The organism is Kribbella sp. NPDC050241, assembly GCF_044459685.1.
Taxonomy (GTDB): Bacteria; Actinomycetota; Actinomycetes; order Propionibacteriales; family Kribbellaceae; genus Kribbella.
The window spans coordinates 352,758-368,443 of record NZ_JBITJE010000005.1 but is presented as its reverse complement, the minus strand read 5'-3'; the positions used below and the strand labels follow the sequence as shown (position 1 = coordinate 368,443).

Annotated in this window: 15 protein-coding genes and 1 riboswitch; of the genes, 8 read left to right on the top strand and 7 right to left on the bottom strand. The window is 68.3% G+C overall.

Going from position 1 to position 15,686, the window contains the following annotated elements; all coding sequences use genetic code 11:
• Nucleotide 1 precedes the first annotated feature (1 nt).
• The 4 genes from ACIBG5_RS25290 to ACIBG5_RS25275 form a co-directional block, all read right to left on the bottom strand.
• Nucleotides 2-394: an NUDIX hydrolase gene (locus ACIBG5_RS25290; protein WP_396393929.1), complete on the bottom strand. Its 393-nt coding sequence runs from the start codon at nt 392-394 to the stop codon at nt 2-4.
• On the bottom strand, nt 373-1,194 hold the full coding sequence (folP, locus tag ACIBG5_RS25285; protein ID WP_396393928.1) for a dihydropteroate synthase: 822 nt from the start codon (nt 1,192-1,194) through the stop codon (nt 373-375). Before folP ends, ACIBG5_RS25290 begins: the two co-directional genes overlap by 22 nt.
• A 43-nt stretch (nt 1,195-1,237) precedes the next feature.
• Nucleotides 1,238-1,327, bottom strand: a riboswitch (ZMP/ZTP riboswitch).
• 14 nt (nt 1,328-1,341) lie between these two features.
• Entirely contained in the window at nt 1,342-1,890 is a 549-nt protein-coding gene (locus ACIBG5_RS25280) for a winged helix-turn-helix domain-containing protein (RefSeq protein ID WP_396393927.1), read from the bottom strand.
• Nucleotides 1,891-2,087: 197 nt separating this feature from the next.
• Nucleotides 2,088-2,492, bottom strand: a complete 405-nt coding sequence (locus tag ACIBG5_RS25275; protein WP_396394166.1) for a glycosyl hydrolase family 18 protein — start codon at nt 2,490-2,492, stop codon at nt 2,088-2,090.
• Between the two features lie 246 nt (nt 2,493-2,738).
• Here ACIBG5_RS25275 and ACIBG5_RS25270 point away from each other — a divergent pair, with 246 nt between their 5' ends.
• The 6 genes from ACIBG5_RS25270 to ACIBG5_RS25245 all read left to right on the top strand — a co-directional run bounded on the left by ACIBG5_RS25270 (nt 2,739) and on the right by ACIBG5_RS25245 (nt 11,025).
• A complete protein-coding gene (locus ACIBG5_RS25270) occupies nt 2,739-3,662 on the top strand; it encodes an OmpA family protein (RefSeq protein ID WP_396393926.1) in 924 nt (307 codons plus the stop codon).
• A 192-nt stretch (nt 3,663-3,854) separates the two neighbouring features.
• Nucleotides 3,855-4,409: a hypothetical protein gene (locus ACIBG5_RS25265; protein WP_396393925.1), complete on the top strand. Its 555-nt coding sequence runs from the start codon at nt 3,855-3,857 to the stop codon at nt 4,407-4,409.
• Nucleotides 4,410-4,694: 285 nt separating this feature from the next.
• Nucleotides 4,695-6,419 (top strand): maltose alpha-D-glucosyltransferase, encoded by a 1,725-nt coding sequence (gene treS, locus ACIBG5_RS25260; protein ID WP_396393924.1) that lies wholly within the window; start codon nt 4,695-4,697, stop codon nt 6,417-6,419.
• Nucleotides 6,416-7,828, top strand: coding sequence for an aminoglycoside phosphotransferase (locus tag ACIBG5_RS25255; RefSeq protein WP_396393923.1), 1,413 nt, complete (start codon nt 6,416-6,418; stop codon nt 7,826-7,828). The genes treS and ACIBG5_RS25255 overlap by 4 nt, the downstream gene beginning before the upstream one ends.
• A 61-nt stretch (nt 7,829-7,889) precedes the next feature.
• The gene (gene glgB, locus ACIBG5_RS25250; RefSeq protein WP_396393922.1) at nt 7,890-10,127 is read left to right on the top strand and encodes a 1,4-alpha-glucan branching protein GlgB; all 2,238 of its coding nucleotides are present in this window, start codon (nt 7,890-7,892) and stop codon (nt 10,125-10,127) included.
• Nucleotides 10,128-10,137: 10 nt separating this feature from the next.
• A complete protein-coding gene (locus ACIBG5_RS25245; protein WP_396393921.1) occupies nt 10,138-11,025 on the top strand; it encodes an NUDIX hydrolase in 888 nt (295 codons plus the stop codon).
• Here ACIBG5_RS25245 and ACIBG5_RS25240 read toward each other — a convergent pair.
• Both ACIBG5_RS25240 and ACIBG5_RS25235 read right to left on the bottom strand, forming a co-directional pair.
• Nucleotides 11,006-11,836, bottom strand: a complete 831-nt coding sequence (locus ACIBG5_RS25240; RefSeq protein WP_396393920.1) for an aminoglycoside phosphotransferase family protein — start codon at nt 11,834-11,836, stop codon at nt 11,006-11,008. The two genes, ACIBG5_RS25245 and ACIBG5_RS25240, sit on opposite strands and share 20 nt — an antisense overlap.
• 42 nt (nt 11,837-11,878) lie before the next feature.
• The gene (locus ACIBG5_RS25235) at nt 11,879-12,277 is read right to left on the bottom strand and encodes a DUF4870 domain-containing protein (RefSeq protein WP_360440524.1); all 399 of its coding nucleotides are present in this window, start codon (nt 12,275-12,277) and stop codon (nt 11,879-11,881) included.
• Nucleotides 12,278-12,360: 83 nt separating this feature from the next.
• On the opposite strand from ACIBG5_RS25235, the gene ACIBG5_RS25230 reads away from it, so the two are divergent.
• Complete coding sequence (locus ACIBG5_RS25230) at nt 12,361-13,254, top strand: alpha/beta hydrolase (protein ID WP_396393919.1); 894 nt, start codon at nt 12,361-12,363, stop codon at nt 13,252-13,254.
• A 29-nt stretch (nt 13,255-13,283) separates the two neighbouring features.
• Nucleotides 13,284-14,252 (top strand): sigma-70 family RNA polymerase sigma factor, encoded by a 969-nt coding sequence (locus ACIBG5_RS25225; protein WP_396393918.1) that lies wholly within the window; start codon nt 13,284-13,286, stop codon nt 14,250-14,252.
• Here the strand turns inward: ACIBG5_RS25225 and ACIBG5_RS25220 are convergent.
• Entirely contained in the window at nt 14,233-15,666 is a 1,434-nt protein-coding gene (locus tag ACIBG5_RS25220) for an MFS transporter (protein WP_396393917.1), read from the bottom strand. The two genes, ACIBG5_RS25225 and ACIBG5_RS25220, sit on opposite strands and share 20 nt — an antisense overlap.
• Between the last annotated feature and the right edge of the window lie 20 nt (nt 15,667-15,686).

The window sequence follows — 15,686 nt, the reverse complement described above, 5'->3', positions numbered from 1 at the left end:
TTCACAACCGCGGGAAGACCTCCCCGAAGAACTCCCGGTCGCCCGCGAAGATCGGCTGCAACGCGAGGAACTGTGCGGGAGTGACCCAGCGGGTCTCGCCCACCTCTCGCGGATCCGCCGTCACCTCGCCGGGTGATGCCGCCGCGGTCCACCAGTGGAGCAGGTAGTCGCCTCCGGCGGTGGTCGACTCCCAGACCTTGGCGAGTGGGGTGACTGCCAGGCCGACCTCCTCCCGGACCTCGCGGACGAGGGCTTGCTGCTGGCTCTCGCCGGGTTCGAGGGTCCCGCTGAGAGGCGCCCAGTATCCGGGCATGCGCGCCTCCGGGCCCCGGCGGATGACGAGTACTCGGTCGGCTTGTCGCAGTACGGCGACTATCGCTTCGTGCTGAGGCATTCGGCGCCATTCGTCAGAGTGGTGTGGACGATGAGTGCGGTGGAGAGGGCGGCCGGGTCGTGGGTACGGATGTAGTCCGCGCCCTGGGTGGTGGCGTGGAGCTCGGCGGCGAGGGTGCCGGGGCCGATGTCGGACAGCGCCGTGTTCGTGAGCGTGCGCAGGAAGGACTTGCGGGACGGGGAGACGAGGACGGGGAGGTTGTAGCGGCTCTTGAGGCGGCTGAGGTTGGCCAGGACGGTGAGCGACGGTTCCGGAGTACTGCCCAGGAAGTAGCCGAGGCCGGGGTCCAGGATCAGGCGGTCGCGGGTGATGCCGGCTGACTCGAGGGCGGTGACGCGGGCGTCGAAGAATCGCTCGATGGCCGGCCAGATCGTCTGTGGCTCGGTACGAACCCTGGTGGCCGGACCGAGGTGCTGGACCGAGTGCATCACCACCAGCCGGCAGGTCAGGGCGGCCAGTTCGTCGTACCGATGTGGGTCCGGGAAGCCTTGGATGTCGTTCAGGTACGTCGCTCCGTGCTCGGCGGCGTACCGCTGCGTCGCCGGATGGTAGGAGTCGACGGCCAGCGGTAGGTCGCCCAGCGCATCCAGCACTGGAGCCAGCCGGGCGATCTCCTGCTCGGGCGTCACCTTGGCGGCATCCGGGTGGCTGGACGCCGGGCCGAGTTCGATGATGTCGGCGCCACCGGAGTGCAACCGGCGCGCATGGGCGATCGCGTTGTCCGCCGCAAGGTAGCGACCGTCGTCGGAGAACGAGTCCTCGGTGATGTTGACGATGCCGACCAGCAACGGTCGATTCATGACCCGATTCATGACCCGATTCATGACATGGCCTCCCGGTCGATCCAGAAGCCCAGGCGCTCGGCGTACGTCATCCAGACGAGATCGCTCCCCGGTGGTTCGCCCACCTCATGCGCCAGTCACGACCCGGCGCAAACGCTACCTCAGTTACGCCGTCGGGAGCAGGTGGAAGCCGACGCCGCGGACCGCGTGGATGGTGACGGTGGCGCCGAGGTTGGCGAGCTTCTGGCGGAGCCGCTTCACCACGGAGTGGATGTGCGAGCCGTGGCCAAGGTGCTCGTTGCCCCAGACGGCGTGGTGCAGGTGCTGGTACGTCCAGACCCGGCCGGGCTCCTCCACCAGGCAGTGCAGGAAGTCGTGCTCGAGCCGGGTCAGGGGAACCTCGCGGTCCTTCCACCGCACCACCCGGCGATCGACGTCCAGGTACAGCTCCTCCTCCAGCACCGGCTCGGGTTCAGGGGTGGGCACTGCCATGATCTGGGCATGCTGCTCGGCAATGGGCAGCACGGTCGGGGTCAGCACGACCGGTCCGGCCGACGACGTCACCCCGGTCAGCGCGAGGAACGTACGAGCCTGCTCGGCACTCGATACCAGCAACAACGCGTCCGCCCCACCCAGCAACCGTGCGAGCTGCACCCGCTCGGCCGTGGACGTGGCCACACCGATGATCAACGACGAATCCGACGGCCTCTCCATGCGCGCCCCTCCCCTGTCGACCCCGACCCGCACTAAGTACGGTTTACGGCGGGAAGTAAGTCAAGGGATTCCCTGCGCGGGGGCCTGGCACAAATGCGAACTGTCCAAGACAGGACAGGACCACTGGACCCGGAGAACCGCCGGCCGGCCCAGGACGGTGGGCGCGGCCGGCGGTCCGGTCGGCGGTTCAGGTGGTGTCAGCCGATCGACTTCACCGCGGTGATCAGCGTCCCGTCGGAGGTGTCACCGGACAGCTCCCAGAAGAAGGCACCGCCCAGTCCCTGGGTGTTCGCGTACGACATCTTGCCGCGGATCATGTCGGGGGTGTCGTACCCCCACCACTGCCCGTTGCAGAACGCGTACGCCGTACCGCCGACGGTCCCGGTCGACGGACACCGGGTCGAGATCAGCTTGTAGTCCTCGATCCCGGCCTCGTACTTGCCCGGCGCCGCACCGGTAGCGGCGCCACCCGGAGCAGCCTGCGTGACGCCGGTCCATCCGCGGCCGTAGAACCCGACGCCGAGCAGCAGCTTCGACGCAGGGATGCCCTTCGCCTTCAGCTTCTGGATCGCCGCGTCGCTGTAGAAGCCGGGAGTCGGAATCCCGGAGTACGACGTGAGCGGCGCGCGGTGGCGACCAGCAATCGGATTCGCATGTCGTTACCTCCTGGGAGCGGTGAGGGAACTGTCCGCACCCTACCGAGTACTCCAGGTTAAGAAAAGAAGACATTCGAATAAAAATGGTCTCGTGATCATCGCGACGCTCCCGTCGGTGCTGTGCAGTCGGGGCGCCAAGCGGAGTAATGTCCACGCGCACGGTCACTCTTGACCGCACCCGACGGAGGAACAGTGCCCGGATTCGTTCGGCGGCCGGTCGTCGTCTGGCTGCTGGCAGCACTCGCCGTACCTGTGCTGCTGACCGCTGTGCTGATTCCGTCGATCGCGGACACCGAGGATGACCAATCCGCACCAGCCGCACAGACCTCCAGCAGTACGCCGTCCCCCACCGAGGCACGCACCGAATCGTCGATGCCGCCGTTCGAGGTGGGCCGGACGGACAGCTCGATCCGGGTCCGCACCGTGGTCAAGGACCAGGCGGTCAAGGACGCGATCGCCACCGACGTCGACCAGGTGCTCGGCCCGGACCGCGCGTTCGACAACCGGATCACGGTCGACGCCGCGACCGGCCTGGCCGACGCCGCCGTACTCTCCTCGCTCCTGCACGCACTCGCGATCGGGACCGGCGACGCGTCGGTCCGGTACGACGGGACCACGGTGACGCTGACGGGTGAGGTGCCGGAGCAGGCGACCAAGGCCACCGTGGCCCGCGCCGCGGCGAAGGCGGTCCCCGGCGCGGTGATCGCGGACCAGATGGAGGTCCCGGCGCAGAAGCCGGAAGTCAGTGAGCCGTGCCGGACCTTCCAGAGCCGGCTGTCGGAGTTCACCCGGCAGCACACGATCATCTTTCTGTCCGGGACGTCGATCGTGAACAACGCCTCGAAGTCCTCGGTCGTGCGGGCCGCGACGCTACTCAAGTCGTGTCCGACGGTGCGCGTCGAGTTGGCCGGCCACACCGACAACCTCGGTTCCGCGGCGTCCAGCCTGCCGCTGTCCGAACAGCGGGCCGCCGCCGTGAAGCGCGAACTTGTCCGGCTGGGCGTCGCCGCCGACCGGATGCTCGCCAACGGATACGGCGAATCCTTCCCGGTCGCGAGCAACGGCACCGCCGCCGGCCGGATCGCGAACCGCCGCGTACAGATCCGCGTGCTCTAGCGATCGGCCGCTGGTGCTGTCCGCGGGCTGTATCCGCTACCGTCGTCGGGATCCGTGGTCCGTAGATTCTCTAGGGGACTCCATGAGTTGGCTGATCGCACAGGTCTGGATCTTGCTGCTGGTCTCGTTCGTGCTCGGCAGCGCGGCGGCCTGGCTGGTGTACCGCCTCCGACCGTCGAAAGGCGCGCACTGATGAGCTCGCTGCTGCGGAACAACTGGCTGTGGTCACTGCTGGCGTTCGTGCTCGGCGCGGCGATCACCTGGGTCCTGCTCGACCGGCGCGTACCCGCCGGTCTCCCTCGGCCGGCGCCCGTCGCGGAAGAACCGGTCGAGGAGAAGGAAGCGGTCCTGGTCGGGGCCGGTGTCGCCGAGGCCGAGCACCCGGCCGCGCCCGAGCCGGTGTTCTCCCGGTTGATGGCACCAGGCCGGCCCGAAGAGCTGACGCTCTTCGACGCAGATCCCGACGCAGATCCCGACACAGACGCGACCGAGGCGCAGGTGCACGACGACGTACCGCCGGGACGGTACGGTGTGGGCTCGGCCGATGCGGTACCGCACCAGGGTCCGCCGGACGGGTTCACCATCAAGGGCAAAGCCCAGTCGATGCTGTTCCACACCCCTGAGTCGCCGTACTACGGCCGGACCAAACCCGAGGTCTGGTTCCGCAGCGAGGCCGACGCCGAACGCGCCGGTTTCACCAAGTACGCCCGCCGCCCGCGCAAGTCGGCGAACCCCGGGGAACACTGACGGTTCTCAGACGCCCTGTTAGGGCGTCGAGGCCCCTATTTGCCTGTACTGGCAAAAGACCGTCAGACTGACCTGCAACGCCTGCCCGGAACCGTCCATCCGACGGCGTCACCACATCACCGGTCTCCTCCGGATCCATCGCGCTGCCCCTCTCCGGACCCGTCCGCCGGAGTACGAACCCCGCAACGGGGGTACGGGAACCAGTGCATGTCCGGGCGAGCCCACCCATACACCGCCACCTGCCGTGGCGGCAGGCCGCTGTACCGCTAGGTTTGGAGACACCCGATGGAGGTGAGCGTGACCGACATGCTGCCGGAGCAGCACCACGGACTGACGAAGAGTGACCCGCTGTGGTTCAAGCGGGCCGTCTTCTACGAGGTGCTCGTGCGGTCGTTCAAAGACTCGAACGCCGACGGCATCGGCGATCTGCAAGGCCTGACCGAGAAACTCGACTACCTCGAGTGGCTCGGCGTGGATTGCCTCTGGTTACCCCCGTTCTACCCGTCGCCACTGCGCGACGGCGGCTACGACATCTCCGACTACACCGGAGTGATGCCGGAAGTCGGCACGATCGCCGACTTCGCCGCGTTCATGGAGGCCGCGCACGCGCGCGGGATCCGGATCATCGTCGACTTCGTGATGAACCACACGTCCGACCAGCACCCCTGGTTCCAGGCCTCGCGGGAGGACCCCGACGGCCCGTACGGCGACTTCTACGTCTGGTCCGACACCGACGACAAGTACTCCGACGCGCGGATCATCTTCGTCGACACCGAACAGTCGAACTGGACCTGGGACCCGGTCCGCGGCCAGTACTTCTGGCACCGGTTCTATTCCAACCAGCCGGACCTGAACTTCGAGAACCCGGCCGTCGGCGACGCGATGATCGAGGCGCTGAAGTTCTGGCTCGACCTCGGCGTGGACGGCTTCCGGCTCGACGCGGTGCCGTACCTGTTCGAGACCGAGGGCACCAACTGCGAGAACCTGCCGCGCACCCACGAGTTCCTCAAGCGGGTTCGCAAGGAGGTGGACGCGAACTACACCGACCGCGTCCTGCTCTGCGAGGCGAACCAGTGGCCGGCCGACGTGGTCGAGTACTTCGGCGACCGCGACTCCGGTGGCGACGAGTGCCAGATGGCGTTCCACTTCCCGGTGATGCCGCGCATCTTCATGAGCGTACGGCGCGAATCGCGGTTCCCGATCTCGGAGATCCTCGCGCAGACCCCGGAGATCCCGGACACCTGCCAGTGGGGCATCTTCCTGCGCAACCACGACGAGTTGACGCTCGAGATGGTCAGCGACGAGGACCGCGACTACATGTGGGGCGAGTACGCCCAGGACCCCCGGATGAAGGCCAACATCGGCATCCGCCGCCGGCTGGCGCCGCTGCTGGACAACGACGTGAACAAGATGGAGTTGTTCACCGCACTGCTGCTCAGCCTGCCCGGCTCCCCGATCCTGTACTACGGCGACGAGATCGGCATGGGCGACAACATCTGGCTCGGCGACCGCGACGGCGTCCGGACCCCGATGCAGTGGTCGCCGGACCGCAACGCCTCGTTCTCCACCGCCACGCCGGGCAAGCTCAGCCTCCCGGTGATCATGGACCCGGTCTACGGCTTCCAGGCGGTCAACGTCGAGGCCGAGATGGAGAACGCCTCGTCGCTGCTGCACTGGACCCGGCGGATGATCCAGATCCGCAAGCAGCACCCGTGTTTCGGCATGGGTACCTTCACCGACCTGGGGGGTTCGAACCCGAGCGTGCTGTCGTACGTACGCCAGTTCGGTGACGACGTGGTGCTGTGCGTGAACAACCTGTCGCGCTTCCCGCAGCCGATCGAGCTGGACCTGCGGCAGTGGCAAGGGGTGGAGCCGATCGAACTGCTCGGCGGGGTGCACTTCCCGACCATCGGGGAGCTGCCCTACCTCCTGACGCTCGGCTCCCACGGTTTCTACTGGTTCCGGCTTCCGGTCGCGAAGCCGGCTGACCATGAGGAGAGCATTTCGTGACTTCCCTTCTGGACCAGGTCCAGTCCTTCTGCGCGAGCCAGAGGTGGTTCGGCGAGAAGGGACACGACGTCCATGTCGACGCGATGGCCACCTCGGTGTGGCTGTCCGAGGCCGGCGTCTGGCCCGCGGTCCGGATCGGGTTCGTCTACTGCGCCGGTCCGCCCGGGTCGGAAACCCCGATCCGGGTGTACCAGCTGCCGCTCAGCTACCACCGGGCGCCGGTCGAGAACCTCGGCCATGCCCTGGTCGGTGAGTGGGAGGAGCCGGACCTGGGCGGCGCCCGGGTCTGGGTGTACGACGCGTTGCACGACAAGGAAGCGACGCCGTACTGGCTGGAGGGCCTGACCCACGGACGACAGCTGGACGGGGTGGAGTTCCACCCGGTCCACTCACCCGACCGGAGCACCGTCGTACCGGAGGGCGCGCAGTCGCTGGTGCTCACGGTGGAGCAGAGCAACACGTCGCTGGTGTTCTCGGACGTGGCACTGCTGAAGGTGTTCCGCCGGCTCGAGCCCGGGAGCAACCCCGGCGTCGAGATCGAGTCGGCGCTCACCGAGGCCGGGTCCGAGCTGGTTCCGGAGGTGCTCGGATCGGCGCGCGGCTCATGGCCGCGGGCCGGCGGCGGCACCGACAGCGGTGAGCTGGCGATGATGACGGCGTTCCAGAAGAACGCCACCGACGGCTGGTCGTTCGCGACCTCGTCGGTGCGGGACCTGTACGCCGAGGCCGACCTGCACGCCGAGGAGGTCGGCGGGGACTTCGCGGCCGAGTCGCACCGGCTCGGCGCGAGCACCGCGCAGGTCCACTCCGAGCTGGCCAAGGCGCTCGGCACGGACATCTGGGAGCCGTCGAAACTGGTCGAGCACGCAGCGGCGATGCGCCGGCGCCTCGACCTGGCCGCCACGGCCATCCCTGAACTCAGGCCGTACGCCGACGGCCTGGCCCGCGCGTTCGACGCGCTGGCGGCGCTCGACCAGCCGGTGACGGTGCAGCGGATCCATGGCGACTTCCATCTCGGTCAGGTCCTGCGGACCATCGACGGCTGGAAGCTGATCGACTTCGAGGGTGAGCCGGCCAAGTCGCTGATCGAGCGGCGGGCGCTGGACACTCCGGTGAAGGACATCGCCGGCATGCTGCGATCGTTCGACTACGCGGCCCGCTCGCTGCTGGCCGACCACGAGGGCGACCAGCAGATCGCCTACCGCGCGGCCGAGTGGGCGAGCCGGAACCAGCGGGCCTTCTGCGACGGGTACGCCGAGGTCGCGGGCACCGATCCGCGCGAGCAGGACGTGTTGCTGAGCGCGTTCCTGGCCGACAAGGTGATCTACGAGGTGCTCTACGAGGCCCGGAACCGGCCGACCTGGCTGCAGATCCCGCTCTCCGCGGCGGCCCACTTGGCCGAAAAGTAAGACCCACACAGGCTTCGCCTGGGTGCGGTGAATGCAGACTCGATCGGGCAGGATGGGGTTCATGGGAGCGAGCGAGCACGACGCTATGGAGGTGCCGGCCGTACCGGCGGAGAAGCCTGTCGTGACAGCGGTTCCGGTGGACCGGACAGAGCTGGAGCGGCTGGTCGGCGGGACGTACCACGACCCGCATCAGGTCCTCGGACCGCATCTCGGCGAGCACGGCGTCACGGTCCGCGTGCTGCGCCCGTTCGCCCAGATGGTGACCGTCCTGTACGACGGCCAGCGGCTCGACCTGCGGCACGAGTTCGAGGGTGTCTGGGTCGGCGTACTGGTCGACATCGACAAGGTGCCTGACTACCGCCTCGAGATCACCTACACCGACGGCCCGGCGATCGAGCTGGACGACCCGTACCGCTACCTCCCGTCGCTCGGTGAGGTGGACCTGCACCTGATCGGCGAGGGCCGGCACGAGCAGCTGTGGACTGTCCTCGGCGCCCACGTGCGCCGGTACGACGGTCCGGCCGGGGCAGTCACCGGTACGTCGTTCGCGGTCTGGGCCCCGGGCGCGCAGGGCATCCGGCTGACCGCGGACTTCAACTTCTGGGACGGCCGCGCGCACCCGCTGCGCTCGCTGGGATCGTCCGGCGTCTGGGAGCTGTTCGTCCCCGGCGTCGGCCCGGGCACGCGGTACAAGTTCGACATCTGCGGCCGCGACGGCGTCTGGCGGCAGAAGGCCGACCCGATGGCCAACCTGGCCGAGACTCCCCCGGCGAACGCTTCCGTCGTGCACGAGTCGTCGTACGAGTGGAACGACGCGGCCTGGCTGGAGCGGCGGGCGGCGGCGCAGCCCTACGCCGAGCCGATGAGTGTGTACGAGGTGCACCTCGGCTCCTGGCGGAAGGGAAAGTCGTACCGCGAGCTGGCCGACGAGCTTGTTGCCTATGTCAACGAGATGGGCTTCACCCACGTCGAGTTGATGCCGGTGATGGAGCACCCGTTCGGCGGCTCCTGGGGCTATCAGGTGACGTCGTACTTCGCGCCGACGTCGCGCTTCGGCGACCCGGACGACTTCCGGCACCTCGTCGACGCGCTGCACCAGGCCGGCATCGGCGTGATCGTCGACTGGGTGCCGGCGCACTTCCCGAAGGACGCCTGGGCGCTGGCTCGATTCGACGGGACGGCGCTGTACGAGCACCCGGATCCGCGCCGCGGCGAGCAGCCGGACTGGGGCACGCTGGTCTTCGACTTCGGCCGGCCGCAGGTGCGCAACTTCCTGGTCGCGAACGCGATCTACTGGGCCGAGGAGTACCACATCGACGGGCTGCGGGTGGACGCGGTCGCCTCGATGCTCTATCTGGACTACTCCCGCGCCGAGGGCCAGTGGGTGCCGAACCAGTACGGCGGCCGGGAGAACCTGGAGGCCGTCTCGTTCCTGCAGGAGATGAACGCCACGCTCTACAAGCGCGTCCCCGGCGTCATCACCGTCGCCGAGGAGTCGACCTCGTGGCCGGGCGTCACCCGGGCCACGCATCTGGGCGGGCTCGGGTTCGGCTTCAAGTGGAACATGGGCTGGATGAACGACTCGCTCCGCTACCTGGAGCACGAGCCGATCCACCGGCAGTACCACCACCACGAGCTGACGTTCTCGATGATGTACGCGTACTCGGAGAACTTCGTGCTGCCGCTGTCCCACGACGAGGTTGTGCACGGCAAGGGTTCGCTGCTGCGCAAGATGCCGGGCGACCGGTGGCAGCAGCTGGCGACCCTGCGCGCGTACCTGGCGATGATGTGGGCGCACCCGGGCAAGCAGCTGCTGTTCATGGGCTCGGAGTTCGGCCAGGAGTCGGAGTGGTCCGAGAAGGGCGAGCTCGACTGGTGGCTGCTGGACCACTCGGACCACCGAGGTCTGCAGCAGCTGGTCCGCGACCTGAACGGCGTCTACCGCGACACCGCCGCCCTGTGGCGAACTGACCACGCGCCGGAGAAGTTCAGCTGGATCGACGCCAACGATGCGAGCAACAACATCTTCTCCTTCGTCCGGTACGGCGACGACGGCGAACCGACGATCGCCTGCGTGGCGAACTTCTCCGCCGTACCGCACCACGGCTACCGGCTCGGCCTCCCGTACGGCGGCGAGTGGGCGGAGGCGGTCAACACCGACGCCGACACGTACGGCGGTACAGGCGTCGGCAACTTCGGCTCGGTCCAGGCTGACGGACCGGAATGGCACGGGATGTCGACCAGCGCCGAGCTGTCCGTCCCACCCCTGGCGACGCTGTACCTGCGGTACACCGGGTAGCGTTCACGGGGTGACCGCCGAACCTCCGCTGACCGATGGTGAGCTGACGCTGCGACTGTCGCAGCAGGATGGCCAGGTGATGACCTTCGACGTCTCGCTGGCCGGCCCTCTGGGCACTGTCGAGGTACGGCGGACCGCTCCCGGCGCCGGTCTGGTCTCGTGGGCTCTGGAGGGTGGACCCGAGGTCGCGCAGCGTGCTGTCCGGCTGGTGACCGAGTACGCCTTCGGTGAGCTCGGCCTGGAGCGGTTGCAGGTCGAGGTGGATCCGGAGCTGCGTGCGTCTGCCCGGGTGGCGATCCGGTCCGGTTACCGGCGCGAGGGCGTACTGCGTGGCGGCGCGTTGGTTGATGGTGAGCGCCGGGACGTGGCGGTGTACGGGATGCGCAGCGACGACCCGCGCCCGGACACAGTGCTGGGCTGGACCTCGTTGATGGACTCGACACTGCCGAAGAAGCGCGTCATCGCGCATGTGGTGGTGCGGGACACGTCCGGCCGAGTGCTGCTGTGCCAGGTCAGCTACAAGAAGGATCTCGAGCTACCGGGTGGCGTGGTCGAGCCGGACGAGGATCCGGCGACCGGTGCGTCCCGCGAGATGGAAGAGGAACTCGGGGTCGCCCTGCCACTGCTCGGCGTACTCGCGATCGACTGGCTGCCGCGGTGGGAGGGCTGGGGCGACGCGATCGAGATCCTGTACGACGGCGGCGTCCACGATCCGTCGCTGCTCGACTCGCTGAGCCCGGACGGCTTCGAGATCCTCGGCCTGTCCTGGCACGCCCCGGACGCGCTGGAGGGGCTGGTGTCGCCGCTGAACGCACGCCGGTTGCCGCAGGTCTTGAAGGAGCCGTCCATGCTGCACAACCTGCGCGACGGTGCGCCGATCAGACCGGCAGGCGATTGAGGTCGGCCACACACCAGGCGTAGTGGCCGTCCTGCGCGTTCGCGTCGTAGATGGTCGCCGTGGTGATCGCGTACGCCGCGCGGTACAGGTGCATGCGCTCGCGGTCGTGGCCTAGCTTCTCGAAGCGATCGAGCAGCAGGGCGTCGAGGCGTCGGGCCTCCGGTCCGTACATGTCGAAGAACCCGGCGGCGAGCGCGGCGTCGAAGGTGTTGTCGCCGGCTGTGGAGTAGAAGCCCCAGTCCAGCACTGCCGCGGTCCGTGAGCCGTCCATCAGCAGGTTGGGCGGGCAGATGTCGCCGTGGACCACACTCAGGTTGTCCAACTCGATCTGCTCGAGCGCTGCGGTGAGTCTCGCCAGCCGACTGGTGAAGTCGGCGACGTCGCGCTCGAGGTGATGCGCCGACTCCGCGGCGCGGCGTCGTACGAGGGCTGCGAGCGCCTCGCCCCAGGACAGTCCGTCACGCCAGAACGGCTGGTTGAGCACCAGCAGTTGCTGACTCGCGGGACCGGCCGTGGTCGTGCCGAGCGCCTCGACGATGGCGACGAACGCATCGAGGGCGTCGTCCTCGGGGAGGTTCGCCTCGTGCATCGGCGTACCGGTCAGCTTGTCCTCGACGGTGACGGCCAACCCGTTGCCGTCCGCATGGATCGCACGGATCCGCGGCGTACGGAACGGAAGGCTCGGCAACTCGTCCAGGAACGCCTGCATCGGACGTACGTCGTCCGGCCGCCGATCGAACCAGATCTTGCGCACCCGGCCGTCACCGAGGTCGTAGACGGCGCCTTCCATGCCCTGACCGATCAGCTCCACCAGCGGAAGTCTGCCTGGATCGGGGCGGCCGGTCCAAGTGGATTACTTCACGAAGCGGATGGTCAGTGGGTAGCGGTACTCGGTGCCGCCCGCGGCCGCGACGGTCGCCAGGATGATGACGATCAGCGCCGCCACCGCGCCGATCAGGATCAGCGGGACGATGATCAGTACGCCGAGGCCGAACGTGATCAGGATCAGGATCACCGCGACGGCGGTGTAGATGAGCAGCGAGAGCTGGAAGTTCAGCGACTCCAGCGCGTGCTGCCGGACGAAGTCCGACCGGTACCGGTAGATCAGCCAGATCACCAACGGGCACAGGAATCCCATCGCGAACCAGGCCGCGACCAGAACCCCGATGTGGGCCACCATCGCCCACGTCCGCTCCTCCGAGGCCGACAACGGCGGCCCGACGTTCGGCGCACTCATACTCCAGTCAAGCACGCCCCGCACGCTCCGTCACCGATTCCTTTTCGCGCCGCCCTGGTCTGTATCTGTGCAGCGATTGTCGAGAGAGGACACCAGTTATGGCGAGCAAGCAGTCGGAGGCGGTCAAGGCGCACTGGGCGGCGGCCCGGGCCGGGAGTCCGGAGGCGGCCGACCAGGAGGCCGCAGACCACGGGTGGGCGGTGCTGACCACCGAGCCACGCGGAGTCGACTACCTGTCGGTCGAGGAGCTTCCCGCGGTGTGGATCGTGCCTCATGGCGCTGCACCGGATCGGGCGTTGTTGTGTCTGCACGGTGGTGGGTTCATCAGCGGGTCGATGTACTCGCACCGAAAGATGTTCGGTCACCTGGCGAAGGCGGCCGGGGTGCGGGCGCTGGTCGTGGACTACCGCTTGGCGCCGGCGCACACGCATCCGGCAGCGGTCGACGACACGACAGCGGCGTACAGGTGGCTGCTCGATCAGGGATTCGCTGCTCAGCGGATCGCGATCACCGGGGACTCGGTCGGCGGCGGGCTCGCGATCACGACGCAGTTGCGCGCCCGGGAGCGCGGCCTGCCACTGCCTGCCGCGGCCATGCCGTTCTCACCGGCGGTGGACTTCGAGGCGACCGGGACGTCGTACGACACCAATCGGGACCGGGACGCCTTCTTCCACCGGGACCTCGTGCGCGGGCTCGCCGGGATGTTCCTCGGGCCGGACGGTGATCCGCGGGACCCGCTGGTGAACCCGCTGTACGGCGACCTGACCGGGCTCGGGCCGATCTACATCCAGGTTGGCGGGGACGAAGTACTGCTGGACGACGCACACATGCTCGCCGCGGCGGCCGAGAAGGCCGGGGTCGAGGTGCGGCTCGACGTCTTCCCGGACATGCAGCACACCTTCCAGATGGCCGCCGGCCGCGCACCCGAGGCGGACGACGCGATCGAGCGCATGGCGGCGTGGGTCCGCCCGCACCTGGGGCTGACAGACTGATGCACGATGTCGACGTCCAAGGAGCCGCAATGACGGGCGAGTCCGAATTTGCTCGTCGTACCGAACCGTTCCGGAAGGAACTGCTGGCGCACTGCTATCGCCTGATGGCGTCGGTCGACGAGGCCGAGGATCTCGTCCAGGAGACCTACCTGCGGGCGTGGCGATCCTTCTCGACGTTCGAAGGCCGCTCGTCTCTGCGGGTGTGGCTGTATCGGATCGCCACCAACGCGTGTCTGACCGCGCTCGAGCAGCGTGGCCGGCGAGCCCTGCCCTCCGGTCTTGGCGCTCCCAGTCAAGACCTGTCCGGTACTGCGCCTTCGCTGCCCGACGGGGTCACCTGGGTGGAGCCGATCCCGGATGCGTTGGTGATCTCCTCCGATCCGGCCACGATCGTCACGACCCGCGAAAGCCTGCGGTTGGCGCTGATCGCCGCGCTGCAACACCTTCCGCCGAAGCAGCGCGCCGTACTGATCCTTCGCGAAGTGCTCGCGTTCCCCGCTGCCGAGGTGGCGACGATGCTCGACACCTCAGTGGCCGCGGTCAAGAGCACCTTGCAACGGGCGCGCGCTCGCCTGGACGAGACCGCACCAGCGCGTGGCGAGGTGATCGAACCGAGCGATCCGCAGGCACAGGCGCTGCTCGCCGAGTACATCGCCGGCTTTGAGAACGCCGACACGGCCGCCCTCGAACGCGCCCTGCGCACCGACGCCGCGCTCGAATTGGTCGGGAGCCCGGCCTGGTTCAACGGCCGGGTCATGTGCCTCCGCGTCCTCGACGAGGCGGTCGGCAAGGCAGGCGACTGGCACATGCTGCCCACGCTCGCCAACGGCCAGCCTGCCGCCGTCGCCTATCTCCGCTCGTCCGACGGCGGCCCACACGAGGCCCTCGGTGTCGCTCTGCTGACCCCGACTGCCTCCGGGCTGACCCACATCCACGTCTTCAGCGATCCTGAGCTCGCTCGCCGGTTCGGCTTCCCGCTCACGTATCCGGAGAGTTGATCAGCGTGGACTCGGCCCAGCGGCTGGTGCTGATCAGCGCGAGCGCCAGAATGCCGAGACCCAGCCCGAGGACCGGCCACCACAGGATGTGTTCGGCGCGCGTGAACGCTTCGGGGTTGAGGGCTGTCGTCGATCCGACGATCGTGCCGGCGATGGCCACCCCCAGCGTGGTGCCGGTCTGGCGGGCCGCCGAGGCCACGGAGGCCGCCAGGCCGGCCATCGAGGTGGGCATGCCGGAGACGGCTGTGTTCGTGATCGGCGGGTTGACCATGCCGAGGAAGAGGCCGAACAGCAAGTAGATCGCGAGTACGACGGGCAGCGGGGTGTCCACGCCGATCACCTGCGACGCCGCCGCTCCCAGGGCCAGCGCACTACCGGCGATCACCAACGGCAGGCGCGGTCCCCGGGTCCCGACGATCCGGCCCGTGGACGGCGAGAGCACCAGGATCAATCCGCCGACTGGCAGCAGGGAGAGGCCGGCGGTGACGGCCGAGAGCCCGCGGATGTTCTGCAGGTACAGGGTTGTGACGAACAGGAAGGCGCCGAATCCGCAGAGCGCGAACAAGGCCATCAGGATCGCCGAACTGAACGGCACGCTCCGGAACAGCCTCAGCTCCAGCAGCGGCTGCTGCCTGCGGCGCTCGTAGGTCAGGAGCCCGATCGCCGCCAGTACTGCCATCACGAGCAGTCCGAGGATCAGCGGTGACGTCCAGCCGAGCTTCTCCGACTCGATGATCGCGTACACGAGTCCGCCGAGCATCAGGACGACCAGCACCTGTCCGATCGGGTCGAAGCGCCGTACCCTCGCCGCGCGGGACTCCGGAACGAACAGACCGGTGCAGATCACCGCGGCAACCACGATCGGCACATTCACCCAGAAGATCGACTGCCAGCCGAGACCGTCGACCAGTACTCCGCCCAGGATCGGGCCCAGGGCCAACGACAGACCGGACATCGAACCGAACACGCCGATCGCCCTGGCCCGCTCGGCCCGGTCCGGGAACGTGGTCGCGACGATCGCCATCGCCACCGGGTTGAGCATCGTCCCACCGACAGCCTGCACCGCCCGGGCACCGATCAACCAACCGACGCTCGGCGCCAGGCTGCACAGCAGCGAACCGATCCCGAACACCACGAGCCCGATCTGGAACACGCGCTTACGCCCGACCCGATCAGCCATCGAACCGGCCAGCAACAGGAAGCTCGCCAGCACCAGCGTGTACGCATCGACCGTCCACTGCAGGTCCGCCACCGAGGCGCCGAGGTCGGTCCGGATCGACGGCAGGGCGACGTTGACGATGGAAATGTCCATCACCACGACGATGATGCTGGCGCAACACACCGCCAGCACCGCCAGCCGCCGCCCGCGGCTCAGCTCGGTCGAGACGTCGTTCGCAACCGTTGAGACACTCATACCCTCGACGCTAGGATTTA

Bases quoted from the DNA above. Each gene is read 5' to 3' on its own strand.
- ACIBG5_RS25290 (WP_396393929.1), bottom strand. From the start codon at position 394: ATGCCTCAGCACGAAGCGATAGTCGCCGTACTGCGACAAGCCGACCGA.
- folP (WP_396393928.1), bottom strand. From the start codon at position 1,194: ATGAATCGACCGTTGCTGGTCGGCATCGTCAACATCACCGAGGACTCG.
- ACIBG5_RS25280 (WP_396393927.1), bottom strand. From the start codon at position 1,890: ATGGAGAGGCCGTCGGATTCGTCGTTGATCATCGGTGTGGCCACGTCC.
- ACIBG5_RS25265 (WP_396393925.1), top strand. From the start codon at position 3,855: ATGAGCTCGCTGCTGCGGAACAACTGGCTGTGGTCACTGCTGGCGTTC.
- treS (WP_396393924.1), top strand. From the start codon at position 4,695: ATGGAGGTGAGCGTGACCGACATGCTGCCGGAGCAGCACCACGGACTG.
- glgB (WP_396393922.1), top strand. From the start codon at position 7,890: ATGGGAGCGAGCGAGCACGACGCTATGGAGGTGCCGGCCGTACCGGCG.
- ACIBG5_RS25230 (WP_396393919.1), top strand. From the start codon at position 12,361: ATGGCGAGCAAGCAGTCGGAGGCGGTCAAGGCGCACTGGGCGGCGGCC.
- ACIBG5_RS25225 (WP_396393918.1), top strand. From the start codon at position 13,284: ATGACGGGCGAGTCCGAATTTGCTCGTCGTACCGAACCGTTCCGGAAG.
- ACIBG5_RS25220 (WP_396393917.1), bottom strand. From the start codon at position 15,666: ATGAGTGTCTCAACGGTTGCGAACGACGTCTCGACCGAGCTGAGCCGC.